A 17,581-nucleotide genomic window follows, 5' to 3' on the forward strand; every position below is an offset into this window, starting at 1 on the left:
TTGCGCCGATCGGCTCGGTTGAGATCGACGATGTAGAGCATGGATTCGGGTGGCATTGTGTTCATGATCGCTATCAAACCTCGTGTTGGCTGAGACCAAAGGCCGAGGCAGAGATGGATTAACGTAATCTCTGGCGGGTCGATCAGGTTCACTGTCAGCCCCTCTGCGTCAATGCAGTGAAGCGTCGCCTCGGCATTCAGGTGTCTGGCGGCGGCAATGGCCTGAGGGACGGGATCTATTCCCGTTGTACGGAGGTTGGGATCGAGCCGCCGCGCATAGGCGAGGCCTTCCCCAGTGCCGCACCCAACGTCGAGGAAAGTCTTCGGAGCGCGCCCATACAAGTGCTTAAAAAGCGAGTACACCGTCGCCACCGCTAGTGTACGTAGGTGGCTAGTCTCTCTTTCATCGAATGCAGTGCTGACCGCGCGCTTATCAGAGTCGGTGAACCAGGATTGGGCGCGATTGGCGGCGTCACGGCGGCGGTCCGTGGCGTTCTTTGCATCATCTACCATTTGACCTCACTCGCGACTGGGCGCACGTAGCTATCTCGTGGTTTGGGGTGGACCAGGGCGATAACGAGGTTGTGCGCCAGATGGAAACCGATGGCCGCGCCAACGCCCAGAAAGATAGTAAGGCATACAGCTAGCGCGCCGAATCCAACAAAGTACGGGACTGAACGTGCGCCGTGAAGTCCGAGATGAAGAGCCGCAAAACCTGCAATGCTGACAACAATCGCGATCCAGTACGGCGCGTCGAGCCCATTGTGGACGAGGTGGACGACCGTGACCCGCCAGATGATCTCTTCCGCAACGGCACAGAGAGCAAGGAGGGCCAGGGAGATAGTTCTAGGTGTGGGCCGCCTGATCGTCGGGGTCTTCCCGTAGGCGCGCCAGAGCGCGAGAGGAGCAACGGCGCCGGCCATTAGGCCGAATAGCAATCCGAACGTCAGGATCTGCCCGACGGGGAAGATGCTGAGCTCGAGAAGCGCAAACAGACACAATGCGGCGCCGATGGTGGTGAAGAGATCGTAGGCGTGCTCCGGGCTAATGCGTTTTCGGATTCGCGCCGACCGTCCGACAACGTAGGCGATTGTCGGAGACGCGAGATGTAAGCCAATTCCCGCCGCAGTAGTGAGCGTCGCAGCTACTGGTGGTTCCACGTGCCCATTACGTAAGTGTAGAGCGGGGCATCGTCAACGCCATTCTGTAGTCCTATAACGTCGGACAGCTCATCGTCCACGAAGCCGCCATAGGGGCGACCTGCAAGTCCGAGGGCCGCTGCCGTGAGCGCCATATTCTGGACGACATGTCCAGCTTCGATGAGGATGAAACGTGAGGAGCGTGGCCCGTACTTGAACCGCGAGCGCCAGAAACTGGCCGAGATGATGAATGTTACGGCCGCTCCCGCGACGGCCTCCTCTTGGAGTAGTGTGCGGCCGAGAAATTCCTCGTCGAAGTCCCCGATTCGTGTGAGTCCGTTACGACGCGCGTCGAAATACCATACCCCGTGTTCAAGTCCTTCGACGCGACTACACAGAATATAAAGGTCAAGGGGGTAGAGCGCCCCTCCCGAGGGAACGGATCGCCGGATACCTTCGACGCGCCGTAGCTCTCCGTAGCTGTTCGCGAGGACGGTAGCGATCTGGTCAAGGGTTACGGAATCCCCGGAGAAGCGTTCGGCGCTGATCCGTCGCGAGATGGCCTCGCTCAACGGCATCTCACAGGAGAGGGGAGGAGGTAGCTCCAGCAATGGGAGGTCGTCGAATTTCTTACCGGCCCGTGTCGCGATCTCCTGGAGGATCGGCGATCGTAGCAGGCGGGAGACGCCTGGTGCATCCCACGCCATTGAAGGCCTGTAGATCTTTGTGACTTCGAACCAGTTCTCGGTCGGGTCGTCGTATCGGAGGACCTCGTTACCGTAGACAACATCAACTAGATTGGTTGCATGGCGTTCAAGTTCGGGCATGTGAACCTCTTTGGTCAAGGGAACGGGTGAGGAGCTGGGTTGAGCTCGTCGATGGTGAGGGGGTGATGAACGAGCCCAAGCTCGTAAGGAAGTTCTAGGAGCCTGGAACCGCCCAGGAAGCGGGCGTTGTAGGCAACGTCTATGGGGCGCATTCCAGGTATTACGGTCCTGACTACGGCAGCACCTGCTTCCCGGATGTCCGGGCTCGTCACATCGAAAGTGAGCACTCGGTGTCCGAGTTCCGTCAGCCGATCGACAAGCGCGTTCCAAAGCCTCTGGGGTCCGTCCTCGGGAAAGCGTTGGTGGTTGTCTACATCGGTGCTTTCAGTACTCGAGGTTAGGAAGTCGGCCTCAGCGATGAGCGGAGTACCTGCGTAAAGTCGGATGTGGTCCTCGAACGACTTCACACTCTCGAAGTAGTTGGTGTCGAGGATGGCTCGCCCTTCTCGTTGTTCCGTCTTCATCCAGGTTCGGGTGTACATCGCTTCAGTGACTGCCTTTTCAGCAGCGCGTTCAATGTTTGCTGCCGAAGCAGCACCGAGCGCGAAGGGTGCGAGGCTGGAGTGGCGGCTGCGGATGACTGCCAGGATCGTGGGGATGCCGGTGTAGACAGTCATGTCGACCAAGTAGGGGTCAAGATAGGTCGGTGACACGTATCGCTTGATATAGGAATGCAGCCGATCGCTCGACTCGATTCGAAGCAATGGTAGAGAAATGCGGTTGTACCAGGTAAGCATGAACGCGTCGCGTTCGACGACCTCAAACAGCCCCGACAGAGCGGCCTCGACGGGTGTGATGCCGCAGGCAAGGCCGTTACTCGTTGCGTATCCGATGGCTTCTTCGCCGCGCCAAGGTCCTGCCATGTGAATGAGCTGTGCTGGTGTCCATACACCCTCGCCCGAGACGGCGTCGGTGCCCTTACGCCACCAGAGTGATACATCGTCATCCCACCGGGAGTACGGGAAGTTGGCGTTGGAGTACTGGCAACTCGCGAACAGTTGCCAGTCGTCGGCGTCGATTACGTCTTTGTTGTCTGCGCGTAGCGACGCGGATGTTCCTTTGATCACCTTGTCAGAATCGACGGGAGGGTAGGAAGCGCTGTACCGTTCTACGGTCTCTCCGATGGCTGCAAGTTCTGCGGAGACCGGGTCGGGCGAGCCGCCGCCGTTGTAGGCGTTGGAGGGAACTCCAAACACGACGCCGCTATCGGTACCGTGCGCGCCGATAGAGTGGCCCCAGATGTCGTCGACGTCGCGAAGCTTTCGATACTGACGGCGAACGATTCCGACGATGGGGTCTGCAAGCGGGCTGAGGACTTCCCAGCTTCGGGTGGTGGTGCTCCAGGTGTCGATGGTGGTCATGGCTGCACCTCATCTTGATGGAACCACACCTGCGGGAAGCCAGTATCTGCGACGGGCGAGCAATCGCGGCACCGGGGGACTCTGTACACACGCCGCGTGTCCATCGACACCCCACGATCGTTCACAGTGACGGTGGTGAGTCCGCCCGGCATGCAGCTCGGGGCATAGTCGCGAAGCGTGATGTACTCGAAGGCGAAGTTGGTCACTATGCCCGCCTGGATGATGTCAATTGGCGTCACGACGGTGTGCGAGACTACGGGCTCCAACGGTTGGATCGTCGGGAGCAAGGGACGCATCACGTCGTCGGAGAAGTTGGCCGAGCGACGGGTGTTGAAACATGTCAGGCAAGCCGACTGGTGAGGAACGACGAAGGGGCCGACCCAGGCAGTGTCGCCGTCGTACGGGACTACGGGGAGCCAAGGAGTCCCCGCTTCCAGGGCAAAGCTGTTCGAGGTCGTTAGCAGACCGTCCAAGTGCGTGGAGCCAATCACAAGTCGCAGTGCCGACGGTTGACCCGGTTCGTCCCCCTCGATAGTGCGGACAGAAAGCCCTTGTTTCCGCAGGAGATCGGTGATTAGTTCGGCGAGCTTATTAGTCGGACTGGCGCAGACCTGGACCCAATCGGACTGAATCCGACTATCGATTTCACTCTGGTCGATCTGCTCGCCTGTCCGCAGCGACGCTAGGACTCCCTGCACGTTCATTGGCTCGGTAGAGGTGACGAGCATCTTGGCCTGGACGAGCATTTCAAGGACAGGGAGTAGGTCTTCGGCGGGCGATCCAGTTTGCTGACTAAGGTCGGCAAGGGTGACCTGATCAACGTTGCGTAGCGCGTGCACGAGCGATGCGACGAAAGGCAGTACATTGTCGCCGTCAATTTTGATGACGGACGGCCCGTAGACGGCGACGACAGCGTCTTCCAGTTCTCCGAGAGACACGGTCGGATTAAGCCGAAAGTAGCGCGTCGGTTGGTCCCGCTTTGTCTGTGTAATCATTCTTTAGCTCTCCTTTGGTCGCGTCGGCTCCGGTACGAGCCGGGGAAATCTGGGGTCGTGGCCGAGGATGTCAGCCAGGACGGGTGTTGTCGGTGGCAGTCTGGGGTCGGACACGGCGGCCTGGTACCACACGAGCCAGGCCCCGACTTCGGCCGGTATCCCGTTGGCCAGAAGACTCCTCGAAACAGATTCGGGTGTCTCGCATTCAAGGGATATCTTTGTGTCGAAGGAGTCAGAGAACTCCGCGCAAAGTCGTTCCATCGGCACTCGTTCTGGGCCTGTGATGTCGAACGCCCTTCCCTCGCGCTCCCGTATGGTCGCCGGATCGAGGCGCTGAACGGCTTCCACCAGATCCTCGGTGTGAACCCATGCGGTACCGACTGGGTGGAAGGCGGTGAGCAGCACCTCGGTCGCGGTAGCCCAACCCCAGTACATTTCGAGGGAACGGTCGAGTGGAGCCGTGCGGAAAACTACCGCAGAGCGCAAGTGCTCAAGGAGGCGGTTCTCCAGCTTGCCGACTCGGTCGGTTAGTTCGTGTCGCCGCACGGACAGGATGACAGTGGCTGCATCTGATGCCGCGCGTTCTTCGATTTGATCGAAGCTGGGCGCGTCGACACCCACGATGTCGATGACTTGCGTTGTGACGTGGGCAATCTGGCCAGTTTGCTCTCCGAAGGCCTCGACGAGAGGAGGCCGGGTGCCGATGTAGTTGATCGCCGACATCTTTGATCTCCTAGGCAGACAAGCGATACTCGCGGTCGGTATCGCGTTTGACCAGCAGGACGGTTGTCAGGAAGGTAAGCGCTGTCCACGCCACCCAGCCGACGAGGCCCGCGACTGGAAGCCCGTCGGCAAAGCCTGCCGCCCAGGTCACGATCTCCAGCGCGGAACGCGACGGTAGCGTAAGGGAGATGGCGTTGAGCCAGTCCGGAAAAATCATGGGAGGAAGGAACAACCCTCCCCCGAAAGCCAGGAGAAGCATGAGGACCTGAGCTAGAGCGACTGCGGCCTTTGAACCACTGGAGTATCCGATGATCATTCCGATGAGCATGAAGGGCACTGAGGTCAATATGAGCGAGAAGACAGCACCGATGGCAGGTATTGCCGATAACCGTGCTTCAGTGGTGAATGCTGCCAGTAAGGCCAGTGGAAGAACGGAACCTAGGGCAAGGATCCCTGATGAGATTAGGTACGAGACAATCCGCGCGGTTTCCGTGGTAGGAAGCGATCGGGTATAGGAGCCCCAGGGGCGCTCTCGGGCCTGGGCGACTTCGACGGCGAAGTGGAACAGGGAGTTCGCGAGGATGCCGAATATCGCCAGTGCAAGTACAGCTTGGGTTGCGCTGTCTGGATTCGTCGCGACCTCCCGCTGAGGAATCACAAAAAAGAGAAGTCCCATACATGGCGCGGCGAGGGTCATGAGAATGCTGACGGGAATCCTGACGGCCTCCGTCAGCTGAAACCTTGCCTGAACGAGCGCGAGTGCCAGCGTGGGCTTCAGCGGCCGAATGGTGTCTGTCATTTTGTCTCCGTCAGGTTACGAATGATGTTCTCCAGCGAATCTCGAGTGACCTCGACTTTGTCAAGGGTGCCAAAGTGGCGACGCAGTTCTCCCAATGTCAGATCAACGTTGGTGGTCTTGATCTCGAAAGCCCTTTCTTGGGCGTTCTGGGCGACTCCGCTCTCTAGCCACGAAAGATCTTCGGGCATACTCGCTTGTACAGTTATCGTGACCGTCTGGCTGCTGTCGCGTATGTCATTGACTGATCCGTCGGAAATGATCTGACCCTGGTGTAGAACGACGATGCGCTCGGAGAGCTGCTCGATATCTTCCATGTAATGCGAGGTCGTAACTACGCTGGTGCCCCTGTAAGTCTTGGCCCGGATGATCTGCCACAGACGTTCGCGAGCTTCGGAATCTAAGCCGGTCGTTGGTTCGTCAAGGAGAACGAGGCGGGGATTTCCTGCGAACGCGAGGCAGGCGCCGACAAGGCGCTTCTGGCCGCCGGAGAGGCCGCCGACCTGCTTGCGGGCAAGTGTCCCGAGGTCGAAGTCGCGGATGAGATCTGCCGTAGGGACCGGGTCGTGGTAGTGGGCTCTCACGTATCTGATGACTTCATCGACGCGTGCGGTATCTGGCAGGCTCAGGGCCTGCGGCGCGACGCCCAACTCTGTCCGGAAGCGTGCCTTGGTCGGGGGGCCTCCGAAGAGCGCGACCCTGCCGCTGGTGGGGCGACGGAGACCCTGGATGATGCTGAGAAGTGTTGTCTTGCCCGCGCCGTTACGCCCGACGAGACCGATGGACTCACCGGTGCCAACCCGCATCGAGACCTCATCTAGGACCGTCCTAGTTCCGTATGTCTTCGAAACCAACGCACAGTCAACGAGAGTCGAAGTAGTCATGCCTCGAACCTATAGGGCCACCGTGCGATACCGCAAGCCCCGTAAGGCAAGGCACCCTGTGGTGCAAAGCGACGGGCCGGTCTGGTAGCTCGAGTGGAGGTCCGTTCACTAGCTACGAGCCCTGCGATGCAAGGTGGCTGGCTTGACAGGCTGGGCTGGGTCGGAGAGACTCTCGATGAGAGGGTCGCCCGACCTCTCATCCGCCTGATCAGAGAGTGAGGTTCGCTATGGAACTCGGCAAGGTTCCCGCTGCGGCGTCCATGACAGTCACGTTCTTCGGAGAGGGCCAGCACCTCTTCGAGCCCATGGCGGCGCGCTGCACCACCACCACGATCATCTCCAGCTCTTCGTCCTGCTGGTAGATTTGATCGCAAAAGACGGGACCTTGGGAGTCTCCAACCGGAGACTCCCAAGGTCCCGTCGGTGGTGCGATGGGAGGCGAGCTCGGTGATCGAAGAACAGCCAACAGAGGCCTCATCAGTGCTGCGTCGCGCTGCCGAAGTCGAGAGGCGTGCCCGCGAGGCGGTCTCAATCAACGAACCACTACTTTTCCTGGTGTGGGGTGCTGTCTACCTTCTTGGATACGGGGCGTTGTATTTCAATGTGCGCTGGGCTGATGGCAGTCCACCTGTTGTTGGGGCTGTTCTCTTCGGGGCAATGGGCGCCTTCGGGTTTATCTTCACTTTTACTGAAATTCGGAAGCGGTTTCGTGGGCTGCGAGGTGAAACCTACGAGACGGTAGGTAGGATGATCCGACTCTGGGGAGTTCTCGTTGTCGCCTGGATTGTGCTCTTGACCCTGGCGATCACTCAATACAGGGGCAGAGAGAATGCAATGGCCGAGATCGGTGCGGTATCAGGCGCGACAGCGACGTTGCTTGTCGGGGTGATGTATCTGCTGATCGCTAGTAACTTCCCGGTTTGGCAGACTGGGCTGGGTCTCGCTCTCGTGTCGGTAGGCGCCGCAGGGCTCGTTATCCCTCCGGAGCACTCGCCTCTTTTCGTTGCTGTTGGGGCGGGGGGCAGTTTCTTTTTGGCGGCAGCCAACAGTGCCGCTCGGCGGCGCCTCGATCGCATAGATCTAGGAACTCGTGGTCATGCCTGAACTAGCGGTGAACGAAGTCCTTCATGCTCCAGTGCGACTCAATATCATGGCCGCTCTAGCGAGCATCGGGCCGGGAGATAGGATCTCGTACAGTCGCCTCCAAGAGGTCCTTGAAGTGACGTCCGGAAACCTCACGTCGCATCTACGGAAGCTCGAAGAGGCCGGATACATTCATCAGGAGAAGCGCTTTGTGAAACGCTCCCCTGTCACGGAGGTCAGACTATCTAAGCGGGGCCTTCGTGAGTTCGATAGTTACATTGAGCAGCTGCGGGGTTTCCTGGATGGCGTCGATGAGTGCAGGACACAAACATCGGGGCATCCTCATGATGCAAGGACACGTTAGTGCGGAAGTTGACATGTTCGCCTTAGGGCTGCCGGTGGGTGAACTCCGCAAGGTAAGGCATGTGCCGTGAAGTTTCTTAAGGGGAACTAGATTTGGCTTTCGTTGCTGCGTCGACTGTGTGCTGACGCTGCTGGCCACCGCTACGGCGATTTCGGTGATGCGGCGCGTATGCCACTAAGCCGGTCACGTTTCGCAGGGCCGCTGCGATATCTATAAGTGACTATTGTGCGGGGCGTAGTGTTTGGCCAATCGGCACACTTGGGGAAATTGCCTGTTTCATAGAGACCGTGCGCCGTTCCGCCCCAGCGGAGTGTTCTTCTTGTGGGGTCCTACTTGTCGGGCCGTCGCTGGACATCTCATAGGCCGTGCCCTGGCCTTTCGTGATCTGGACCGCTGGTGAGACGGGACTCGTGGATGAACGAGTCACGGAGCTGCTTCTCCCTCTCTGTCGCTTGTTGCCGGGGGTGCTCCTGCTCGGCCTGTTTTGCCTCGATCCGACGCGCGGCCTCGTTGACCGGAAGGGTGCGTAGTTCATCGGCCTCAGCACGGATCGCCGTGGCTCGGGCACGAGCGTCTTCAGCTTTGCGGTGGGGGTTGAGCATGAGGGCACCTGCTCGGTCATGGCGGACACGCTCAGCCCCATACTCACTGACCAACAGCGCCAGGTGCTCCTGTTCATGGGTCTTCTGCATAGCCTCACGTTCACCTCGGGCCGCTTCGAGGTTCTGCACGGTCTCGGTCACGCGGGGGTCGGTCTCAGCGCGTGCCGTGGCGACGGTGCGCGCCCATTCCGAGAGATGATCAGCGCTGCTCGGGGGGATGCCCCATTCGCGGCTGACCCGACCACGCAGTACTTGAGCCTGTTCAGTTGCGGCCTTCTGCTCGGCACGGGCCTTGCGCCTGCCGAACCTGCCCACAGTCGAGAGCCGGGCGCGCGCAGCGGCCTCGGCCTCAACAGCGGCGAGGTAGGCGGCACCATCGTGTCTAGCCTGGATGGTGAACGGCTGAATGACCTCGGCGCGTATCCGCTGGGCAGCTTCCTCGGCCTTGCGGAGCACAGCGGCGCTCTGTTCGTCCTCTGTCCGGTGTGCAGCACGTTGGGTATCAAGGCGTGCGGCGATCTGCTCCCACCGTTGTGCCTGCCGTTCTGCGCGTTTGGCCGCGTGGTCGAGCCGGGCGAGTTCCTGGGTGACCCTTTGTATGGGGCCGTCTTTGACGAGTCCGCGCACCGCTTCTTGTGCGGTACGGGTGGCGTGGTCGAGGCCCCCGTCGGCGGGGTCGCGTTCCATCGCTTCGATGAACTGAGCCCGCGCATCTGCGAGGTCTTCGGCGACGATGTGGAGGTGGTTGGTCTGGCGGCCTCTGGTCATGCTCACGTAGACCCCTGCCGCGCTGGTGGCCTCCGAGAGTATCGTGTGGGAACCGTTCACGGTGGTGCCTTGGACGCCGTAGGCGGTCGCGGCATAGGACAGGTGCGCGTGCTCACCTACATACTCAGGCGGCAGGGAGACAGTCCGGGGGGTCTTACGCCCGCTTCCGGCTTCGCGGGCGTAGACGGTGCCGTCGTCCGCGACGTGCTGGACGATCCACTGCTGCCGGTTCGCCACCCCCAAGCCGGTGTCGTTGCGGCGGGTCTGGATGAGGTCACCGGCTCCGATGGGCAGCCCGTCACTGCCGGTGGCGGTGACCGTGTCCTCAACCTCACCGCGTTGGACTCTGCCGGTGCGGATGCGCTCGTTCAGCTCCGCTGCTTCATCATTGGTTGCTACGGTGATTGCCTCGCCGTCCTGAGCATGACTGGTGATGTGCTCCCGGGCGGTCTCGTCGTCGGCGTACAGGGTTACCAGTCCCATTGCGGTGAGCCGGTCGAACACGTCGCCGGGGTCGTCACGGTCTCGCATAGCCAGGGTCAGTGCCGCGTACTCAGCATCCGAGAACCTATGCAGCTCGGTCATGTCGTAGGTGCGGCCTGTGATCTGTGCGGCCATCTCCAGCACCCCGCCCCTGCCTACGGCCGGGAGTTGTGCACGGTCACCGACGAACGCGACTGACGCCCCCGCTTCGGCGGTGATGGTGAGTAGGGCGTGGGCGGTGTCTTGGTCGAGCATCCCGGCCTCGTCCACAATCACCCGCTCACCGCGCGACAGCACCGCGTCCTGGGGCGGCCCGGTGTAGGTACCGCCGGTCTCAGGGTCAGTCTCACCAGGGGTCAGGCGCGTCCATACGCCATCAGAGTTCCACCGCCACCCATGGGCATGCACCAGAGCGGCAACACTGGTAGCAGACACCCCAAGTTCCTCCTGGGCGACCTGCGCGGCCCGCAACGTGGGCGAAACCACCCGCGAGGCTCTATCTTGTTCGGCGGCGACTTGGATTGCGGCACCGAGCATCGTGGTCTTGCCCGCCCCGGCTGCGCCTTCGACGACCACCAACGGATCAGACGAGGCCACCGCAGCCGCCGCGACGCGCTGCCCCTCATCCAACCCGGCAGCTTGGGCGGCTTCGGCCACGTCCGGGTGCTCCGGCTCCCGCTCCGGGGTTGCGGTGGTGAGTTGGTCGCGTAGTGCGGTCTCAGCAGTCACCACGCTCAGACTGGTCAGATGGGCCACATGTCCCGGTGCCGGTGCCTCCGGTGGCAGCACAGAGAAGCAATCCGAGTCCGCCAGGTCGGTGGTCAGGGCGATGAACTCCCTCAACTCTGCTGGTGTTGCGTGGATGCCGTGTTCGGTGGTGATCCTAGTGACCTGCTCCTGAACGGTATGCCGCGTCCACGCGGAAGCACTCGCGGCGCAACGGTCCAGTGCACGGCTGGCGACCTGCTGCACCGACAGCTCGTCCAACCGCACCGGGGGTTGCACCGCCTGACGTTCGAGACCCTCGGGGTGGTATCCGCCCTCGCGGAGTTCCTGTACCCACCACTGCTCGTCCTTGAGGTCCGCCGGTTTCTTCCCCGGGCGCTGGTGACTCCAGGCGATGGTCTGCAACCGCGCCGACATCACCGGACCGAGTTCTTCCCCGGGATGTGCGGCCTCCCATTCGGCTTCGAGCCGGTCAAGGTTGCGCTTGATCTGCGCTGACCGCTTCGACATGACCGTGTTGAAGGGCTGCAACTCCGTCACCTCACCCGACACGGGGTCCAGGGTCAGCCCGTGCTCCGCGAGGGTTTCGGCGAGCTGCGGGTGTGCGGCGATCACCGCCGTGCCCATCGCGCGGATCGCGCCCTGCTGCTTGAACAACGCCGCCGTGTCGAGCGCCCGCCACTTCCCAGCCGCCCAGACTCTCGTGCCGATCTGCATATGGATATGCCGATGCGGATCACCAGCACGAGAAGTCTTATGCCCAATACCCACCACCTGCATCCGCTCAACAGGTATGACCTCCCGCGCATCCCTCGGCCCCACCCGGGTCACCGAGTGCCGGGCAAGCCAGCGACGAATCTCCGCCAGCGCGTCCTGCTGCGCAGCATCCAGGGCTTCAGATACTTCGGGGTGCAGGGCAGCGGCGACCGACAGGCTCTTCGGGGCGTTGATCGTCATCTCCGCGAACAACGGCGACCCCCGCTGACCCTCACCCGGACCACGCGGTCTACCCATCTGCTCACCGGTGATCGGCTCTCTCCAGTCCACCCACCCCTCATACTCAACCGCCGACAGGAGACGACTGGCGGCGACCTCCCCATTGGTGTCGAGCACCGCGTACTCGGCCACGGCATCGTCCGCCCCGAGGTAGTACTCATCCGCCCCGGAACGGTCAGCCTCAACATACCGGCGCGCGGCAGCACCGTTGCCGCGAAACAGGATCACCCCACCCTTCACCCCGGTCACCGCCTCCCCGACAAGTGGGCCTCTTGTCAGGGAGGTGCACACCACGGCCCCGCCGTGGCATACGTGCATCAATGAATCAATGAGCCTGGGCGGGATCGGCGGAAACTCAAGGAACTTGGGTGGGGCGTCTTAGGGATGCGCTGATTTATTGGGTAGCGCGGCCTGCCTGACGGCTCGCCCTGGGGTGGTGTTGGGATCATGGGGTATGGCCAGCGATCAGCTCTCTTTCACGGATATCGAGTACGGCAGGCGGCGGCGGGTCTCCAAGCGTGAGCAGTTCTTGGAGACGATGGATGCCACGATCCCGTGGAAGACCTGGGTGGGGCTGATCGAGCCGCACTACTACGCCGATACCCCGGGCAAGCGGGGCCGGAAGGCCAAGCCGATCGAGACGATGCTGCGCATGTACCTCCTCCAGGGGTGGTTCTCCCTCTCCGATGAGGGCGTGGAGGACGCGATCTATGACTCCTATGCGATGCGCAAGTTCATGGGCCTGGACTTCGCTGTTGAGGATGTCCCGGATGCGACCACGCTGTTGCACTTCCGCCACCTCCTCGAAGAACACGATCTGGGGGCGGCGTTGCTGGCGGCGCAGAACGAGATCTTCGAGACCGAGGGCTGGATCATGCGCGGAGGCTCGATCATCGATGCCACCCTCATCGCCGCACCGTCATCGACGAAGAACGCCACCGGCAAGCGGGATCCGCAGATGCACCAGGTCAAAAAGGGCAACCAGTGGTACTTCGGGATGAAAGCCCACATCGCCACCTGCGCCGCCACCGGCTATGTCCACACCATCACCGCCACCGCGGCGAACGTCCATGACCTGGATCAGGCCGCGAACCTGGTCCGGGATGATGACGAGGTCGTCTATGTCGATGCCGGCTACCAAGGAGCCGCCAAACGCCCTGAGATCGCCGGCGATGAGCGGCTATCGAAGATCTCCTGGCGCATCGCCGCCAAGAAGGGCGTGCTCAAGACCATGGCCGGCCCGGACCGGGCCGAGCAGTCCCGTCAGGCCGCGATCCGGGCCAAGGTCGAACACCCCTTCTTGATCATCAAACGTGACTTCGGCTTCACCAAGACCCGCTACCGCGGCATCGCGAAGAACCTCAACCACCTGGCAGTGCTCTTCGCCTCAGCCAACTGGTTGATGAGAGCCCGCGCCGTCGCCCTGACTCCAGCGGCGGCATAGCGCCAGCCTGCCCGAAAACGCCCCCACAGCCCCGAAAGCAGGGGCCAGGGGCCAACATCGGAGGACGCTACGCGCCCCTCAGAGCCAGATCAGACCTCCGCGGGCCAGCAATGGCCCATAGATCAGCGCATCCTTAGGGCATCGTGGACGGTTCTGTTCCAGGCGATGATGGTGACCTAGTCGCAGGTGGTTTGGGCGGGATGCCCGAGGCGGTCGCGGGTGTTGAGGACCTGCTGGATGTGGGTGAGCTGCTCCTCAACGCTGTAGGTGATGGTCAGTACAGTGCGTTCCGGGTTGTCAGGGCAGCGTGGTCGATGCGGGCGGGGACTTCTGGAGCGATGGCACTGATTTCAGCGAAGGGCTCCCCGTGTTTGAACACCCCGAGACCGCGTAGCCAGATACTTCCGCCAGCACGCCCGTATGCCACCTTCGGAGTGCAGACAGCAGGTTGCCAAGAGGTTACGTTGGTCCTGCCCGAGGTGTCAGCGGCAGATCCTCACGCCGCAGGGCAGGGACGGAGCACGTCGGGAGTGAAGGTGCTGGTGGGACGGTCCCGCCACCGTGGCAGGACCGTCCAGGAACCCTGAACTGAGGTCGAGTTGAGCCGGTTCACGGGGGTGGAAAATGTGCACCCCCGTCGTGACCTGGGACGATGTGATTTCTGACCTCTGAGGATGCCTTCCGCCATGGTCGGCCCGGCTGGCTGCTGCTGACTGTGCTGGGGTCGTGGTGGTGGAAAATGTCCCTCACCATCGACGGGGCCGGAAAATGTCTGTACCCGTCAGCAGCCTCCGTGGTCCCGGCGAATCGCCGGGACCGTTCCCGCCAGGGACGATGCCTACCAGGGGTCGCGGTACCGCCGACTCGACGGGAGCACCTGACTGACCGTGTGGCCAGCTGTCTGGCTCTGCGCTGATGCTGTTATCAACGGGAACGCAATATATGCAGCTCCGTCCATCCCCGTGGAGGGGTGGATGCCACCAGTGTAACTCACCTGGGCACAACATCTAGGGTCGGTGGCGCATTTCGGTCCCTCATGTTGTGTCTGCCCAGGTGTGCTGGGTGCACCTGGAAGGTATGAGCACCACCAGTCGCACGGAGTCTCCGGCCACCCTCACCCCAGTCGGGGAGCAGGGCGTCAGTGCTGAGGAACAAGCCGTGATCGAGACGGTCGCTGCGCAGACAGCCGCTCGGTTGGGACCGTTGATTGATGAGCACCTGCGCCTGGTCCGCCACGTCCTCGACAACCACCAGCAGCAGCGGCAGCGTCGGGGCTAGTAGCGGAGGTTGATGATCACTCGGGTGGGGTCGAAGAAGTTCCAGCCCTTGGTTGCCGAGGTCACCCGCACATCCAACACGGCCTTGATGATCCGGCGCTTCTCCCGGACCGGCAGCGACTGCCAGGAAGCGCGCACGTCCTCACCGGAGAGCAGCTGGCGCAGCCCCGGGTCGGTCACTGGTGGGATCATTGCCTTCCTCGCGGCGTCGATCTGTGGGCGCAGCGTCTGTTCGATGCGAGTCAGCACCTCTAGGGGCAGCTCGCCTGCGGCGTAGCGGTCTGAGGCGTCATCCAGCCGGGCTTGCAACTCGGCTAGTTCCTGCTGGGCGGCTTCCATCCGCTGTGTCCAACTGGCCTCACCGTCAGCGGTATCACCAGTAAGCCGAGCGAGGGTCTCCGGGGTGGTGAGAAGGTTCAGCAGGGTTTCTTCGACCAGCGCATCAGCCGGTGCTTGGACGATGACGACCTTGTAGCAGCCGGGATACTTGCACGTATACCGGCGGCTCGGGGCAGGGGTCCCCGGGTCGCCGTAGCGTTGGACGCTGCGCTTCAACGTCCTCCCGCAGTAATGACACTTCGCGATATGCGACAGCAACGATTTCGGTTGATTCTGGCCGAAGTGCACCCGCCGTCCGGGGTCGTTGAGGATGCTCTGTATCCGTTGGAAGTCCTCCCAACTGATCAACGGCTCCCAGGCCGCGTCCCCGATCACTTCGCCTCGGTAGACCCGCTTGCCCGCGATTGTCGGGTTCTTCAGCAACTGGCGCACTGTCGATGGAACCCACCCGGCGGTGTTCTCCTTCCGTGGCCCTTGCGGCAACGGCTCCCCGGCCTTCTCCAAGCCCATGGCGATCGAGTTCAACGACGCACCAGCCAACACCTGCTCGGCGATATCGCGGACAATCTGGCCCGTGTGCGGGTCAGGCTCCTGGCGAATCAGCTCCCGGGTCTTCTCGTCATACACCCGCCGGTAGCCATAAGGCAGGCGCCCGTGGGGCTTGCCCTTCTGCGCCCGCAACCGCGAGGTCCGCAGCTGGCGTTCCCGCATCGTGTTCGCATCCGCTTCAGCGCGCAGGAACTCAAAGCCCATCATGAACGCATCATCAGAACGGTCCAGGTCATAGACCCGCCCATGAGTCATGTACAGCACCCCGTACTGCTGACACGCCGCCCGAAGCTGGACGTAGATCGCCAGATCGCGACCCGCCCGAGAGGGCTCCCAGGAGACCAGCGCCCCGTACTTGCCCGAGCGGATCAGCTCTAAGGCTTCCTCCCAGCCCTCACGCTCCCGTGTGCGCCACTGCGAAGCCGACCGATCGGCGTCCTTGATGACGTGCGCGACGCTCCATCCCTGCTGCGCGCACCAGGTGCGGCAGTCCTCGATCTGATCCCCGATCGAACGCTCCCGCTTGGTCCGATCCTTCGAAGCCCGCCCGTAGACGATCGCCTCCACCGGACCCCGGCTGATGCCATCGTGTCGCTCCGCTGCTGTGGTGGTTGTCCTGGTCTCCATGACAGATAGGTGCTCCCATGCTCCCTACCCCCTCTCCGAGAGCTCGACGAACCCACCAACCATCTGGATGATGACGGAGTGGATTTCCTCAGCGGTTTGGTGTCCAACTGGCGAGGACCTGTGCTGATTGCCAGCCACGACCGGGCCTTTCTGGATCACACGGTACGGTCGCTGATCGATTTAGATCCTGCCCCACAACCGCATCAACTTAACGAGGCCGAGGATCAGCTCACGACCAGGGGGATCACCCGATTTACGGGCACATACTCTGACTACATCCAGCATCGACGTGACGCTCGACGGCGCTGGCAAAACCAATACGACCAAGAACAAGCCCAGCTAAAACGGCTCCGAGCGGCAGTGGACCAAAATCAAGTCGTCGGCCACGAGGATTGGAAACCCCGCACCGAAATTCGGATGGCCCAGAAATACTATGCCGATCGCAACGCCAAAGTCGTGGCCCGTCGAGTCAATGACGCCCGATCCAGGTTACGAGAGTTAGAACAGCGTCAGATCGTGAAACCTCCACGCGACCTGTCCTTCCAGGGTCTCGGCGCCGCTTACACCACCGGGCCACACTATGCCCCTGACGAGGAGCTTATCCGGGCAACGCAGGTGGCAAGTACACACCGGCTGGCCCCGACCTCGCTGGCGATTACCGCGAATGACCGGTTGCTGATTACCGGCCCTAACGGGGTCGGGAAATCCACGCTGCTTGCCATCATGGCTGGTCAGCTAGCACCGGATCACGGCACCATCATGCGAAAACCCGGTCTGGCCGTCGGCCTGCTCACGCAGGAAAGCGACTTCTCAGCATTTGCTGGTCAGACCGTCCAAGCGGTCTACGAACAATCCGTTGGATCAACCGTCGCAGGAGCAACCCCTTTAGCAACGTTTGGGCTGTTGCATCCCCGCGACCACACCCGCTCGATCGACAGTCTCAGCATCGGACAACACCGCCGTCTGGCCCTGGCCATCATTCTGGCCGACCCACCCGAGGTGCTCATGCTTGATGAGCCAACGAACCACTTCTCGCTGCCGCTGGTCACCGAGCTCGAAGCATCCATAGAACACTACCCCGGAGCAGTCATTGTCGTGTCGCACGATCGATGGCTCCGCAATCACTGGAACGGCAGAACACAACACCTCACCAACCCGGATGCGTCGGAGAGCTAGTGTTTCGAGAAGCTCACGGCACAGAATTTTCAAAGACGGTCGCTTCATGCTCCGATGCCGAGAACCTTTTTCCCGTCGAGACGGAGTTCCCCTGTCGGGGAGACGTGGCGGTAGAGGGTTTGGCGGGTGACACCGAGTTCTTTGCACAACTCACCGATCTTGGTACCTGGCTGACCCATGGACGCCATGGCGAGCAGGACTTTGGCTGGGGTCATTTTGTAGGGTCGTCCATCTTTGCGGCCACGTCCCCGCGCTGACGCCAGTCCGGCCTTGGTGCGTTCGGAAATCAGTTCGCGTTCAAACTCAGCCAGAGCAGCAAAGATTCCAAAGACCAGCTTGCCGGAAGCGGACGGTAGCGTACGACACTACTGATCATCCAGGTTTCAGAACCCGTCAGGGGGTTGTCAGATGGGTTGTGTATGG

General features: G+C 61.7%; 17 protein-coding genes and 2 pseudogenes. 6 read left to right on the forward strand and 13 right to left on the reverse strand.

All coding sequences use genetic code 11. The features are described from left to right. Positions 1 to 23: 23 nt before the first annotated feature. The 8 genes and pseudogenes from DYI20_RS12930 to DYI20_RS06245 all read right to left on the reverse strand — a co-directional run. Positions 24 to 512: pseudogene (locus DYI20_RS12930) on the reverse strand (class I SAM-dependent methyltransferase); the annotation flags it as partial. Continuing rightward, positions 506 to 1,159: a CPBP family glutamic-type intramembrane protease gene (locus DYI20_RS06215; RefSeq protein ID WP_110122785.1), complete on the reverse strand. Its 654-nt coding sequence runs from the start codon at positions 1,157 to 1,159 to the stop codon at positions 506 to 508. The pseudogene DYI20_RS12930 and the gene DYI20_RS06215, both read right to left, overlap by 7 nt. Further along, positions 1,144 to 1,965: a SagB/ThcOx family dehydrogenase gene (locus tag DYI20_RS06220; protein ID WP_110099041.1), complete on the reverse strand. Its 822-nt coding sequence runs from the start codon at positions 1,963 to 1,965 to the stop codon at positions 1,144 to 1,146. Before DYI20_RS06220 ends, DYI20_RS06215 begins: the two co-directional genes overlap by 16 nt. Positions 1,966 to 1,979: 14 nt before the next feature. Next, positions 1,980 to 3,326, reverse strand: coding sequence for a YcaO-like family protein (locus DYI20_RS06225; protein WP_110099040.1), 1,347 nt, complete (start codon positions 3,324 to 3,326; stop codon positions 1,980 to 1,982). Then, positions 3,323 to 4,321 (reverse strand): TOMM precursor leader peptide-binding protein, encoded by a 999-nt coding sequence (locus DYI20_RS06230; protein ID WP_110099039.1) that lies wholly within the window; start codon positions 4,319 to 4,321, stop codon positions 3,323 to 3,325. Before DYI20_RS06230 ends, DYI20_RS06225 begins: the two co-directional genes overlap by 4 nt. A gap of 3 nt (positions 4,322 to 4,324) precedes the next feature. Next, positions 4,325 to 5,044, reverse strand: coding sequence for an SDR family oxidoreductase (locus DYI20_RS06235; protein WP_110099038.1), 720 nt, complete (start codon positions 5,042 to 5,044; stop codon positions 4,325 to 4,327). A gap of 10 nt (positions 5,045 to 5,054) precedes the next feature. After that, positions 5,055 to 5,843, reverse strand: a complete 789-nt coding sequence (locus tag DYI20_RS06240) for an ABC transporter permease (RefSeq protein WP_110099037.1) — start codon at positions 5,841 to 5,843, stop codon at positions 5,055 to 5,057. Further along, positions 5,840 to 6,724: an ABC transporter ATP-binding protein gene (locus DYI20_RS06245; RefSeq protein WP_110099036.1), complete on the reverse strand. Its 885-nt coding sequence runs from the start codon at positions 6,722 to 6,724 to the stop codon at positions 5,840 to 5,842. Before DYI20_RS06245 ends, DYI20_RS06240 begins: the two co-directional genes overlap by 4 nt. 227 nt (positions 6,725 to 6,951) lie before the next feature. Here DYI20_RS06245 and DYI20_RS12935 point away from each other — a divergent pair, with 227 nt between their 5' ends. The 3 genes from DYI20_RS12935 to DYI20_RS06260 all read left to right on the forward strand — a co-directional run bounded on the left by DYI20_RS12935 (position 6,952) and on the right by DYI20_RS06260 (position 8,171). Beyond that, a complete protein-coding gene (locus DYI20_RS12935; RefSeq protein WP_110099035.1) occupies positions 6,952 to 7,086 on the forward strand; it encodes a plantazolicin family TOMM peptide in 135 nt (44 codons plus the stop codon). 85 nt (positions 7,087 to 7,171) lie between these two features. Then, positions 7,172 to 7,828 (forward strand): hypothetical protein, encoded by a 657-nt coding sequence (locus DYI20_RS06255; protein ID WP_136089238.1) that lies wholly within the window; start codon positions 7,172 to 7,174, stop codon positions 7,826 to 7,828. Then, positions 7,821 to 8,171 carry a transcriptional regulator gene (locus DYI20_RS06260; protein ID WP_110099033.1) on the forward strand — a complete coding sequence of 117 codons (351 nt, stop codon included), beginning with the start codon at positions 7,821 to 7,823 and terminating at the stop codon, positions 8,169 to 8,171. Before DYI20_RS06255 ends, DYI20_RS06260 begins: the two co-directional genes overlap by 8 nt. A gap of 356 nt (positions 8,172 to 8,527) precedes the next feature. Here DYI20_RS06260 and mobF read toward each other — a convergent pair whose 3' ends face one another. Beyond that, on the reverse strand, positions 8,528 to 11,995 hold the full coding sequence (gene mobF / locus DYI20_RS06265; RefSeq protein WP_244924665.1) for a MobF family relaxase: 3,468 nt from the start codon (positions 11,993 to 11,995) through the stop codon (positions 8,528 to 8,530). A 205-nt stretch (positions 11,996 to 12,200) separates the two neighbouring features. On the opposite strand from mobF, the gene DYI20_RS06270 reads away from it, so the two are divergent. After that, positions 12,201 to 13,190 carry an IS5 family transposase gene (locus tag DYI20_RS06270; RefSeq protein ID WP_110099031.1) on the forward strand — a complete coding sequence of 330 codons (990 nt, stop codon included), beginning with the start codon at positions 12,201 to 12,203 and terminating at the stop codon, positions 13,188 to 13,190. A gap of 274 nt (positions 13,191 to 13,464) precedes the next feature. On the opposite strand, the gene DYI20_RS12320 is transcribed toward DYI20_RS06270, so the two are convergent. Next, positions 13,465 to 13,617, reverse strand: coding sequence for a hypothetical protein (locus DYI20_RS12320; RefSeq protein WP_158524611.1), 153 nt, complete (start codon positions 13,615 to 13,617; stop codon positions 13,465 to 13,467). Positions 13,618 to 14,267: 650 nt separating this feature from the next. Here DYI20_RS12320 and DYI20_RS06280 point away from each other — a divergent pair. Then, the gene (locus DYI20_RS06280) at positions 14,268 to 14,468 is read left to right on the forward strand and encodes a hypothetical protein (protein ID WP_136089237.1); all 201 of its coding nucleotides are present in this window, start codon (positions 14,268 to 14,270) and stop codon (positions 14,466 to 14,468) included. On the opposite strand, the gene DYI20_RS06285 is transcribed toward DYI20_RS06280, so the two are convergent. Beyond that, positions 14,465 to 15,982, reverse strand: a complete 1,518-nt coding sequence (locus tag DYI20_RS06285; protein ID WP_110122790.1) for a recombinase family protein — start codon at positions 15,980 to 15,982, stop codon at positions 14,465 to 14,467. The two genes, DYI20_RS06280 and DYI20_RS06285, sit on opposite strands and share 4 nt — an antisense overlap. Positions 15,983 to 15,991: 9 nt before the next feature. Here DYI20_RS06285 and DYI20_RS06290 point away from each other — a divergent pair, with 9 nt between their 5' ends. After that, positions 15,992 to 17,158: an ATP-binding cassette domain-containing protein gene (locus tag DYI20_RS06290; RefSeq protein WP_110099027.1), complete on the forward strand. Its 1,167-nt coding sequence runs from the start codon at positions 15,992 to 15,994 to the stop codon at positions 17,156 to 17,158. A 44-nt stretch (positions 17,159 to 17,202) separates the two neighbouring features. On the opposite strand, the gene DYI20_RS06295 is transcribed toward DYI20_RS06290, so the two are convergent. Together DYI20_RS06295 and DYI20_RS12940 are read right to left on the reverse strand one after the other, a co-directional pair. Then, the gene (locus DYI20_RS06295; protein WP_425320827.1) at positions 17,203 to 17,421 is read right to left on the reverse strand and encodes a helix-turn-helix domain-containing protein; all 219 of its coding nucleotides are present in this window, start codon (positions 17,419 to 17,421) and stop codon (positions 17,203 to 17,205) included. Beyond that, positions 17,407 to 17,496, reverse strand: a pseudogene (locus tag DYI20_RS12940) (recombinase family protein); the annotation flags it as partial. The pseudogene DYI20_RS12940 and the gene DYI20_RS06295, both read right to left, overlap by 15 nt. Positions 17,497 to 17,581: the final 85 nt, after the last annotated feature.

Source organism: Auritidibacter ignavus, from assembly GCF_003703835.1.
Classification (GTDB): domain Bacteria; phylum Actinomycetota; class Actinomycetes; order Actinomycetales; family Micrococcaceae; genus Auritidibacter; species Auritidibacter ignavus.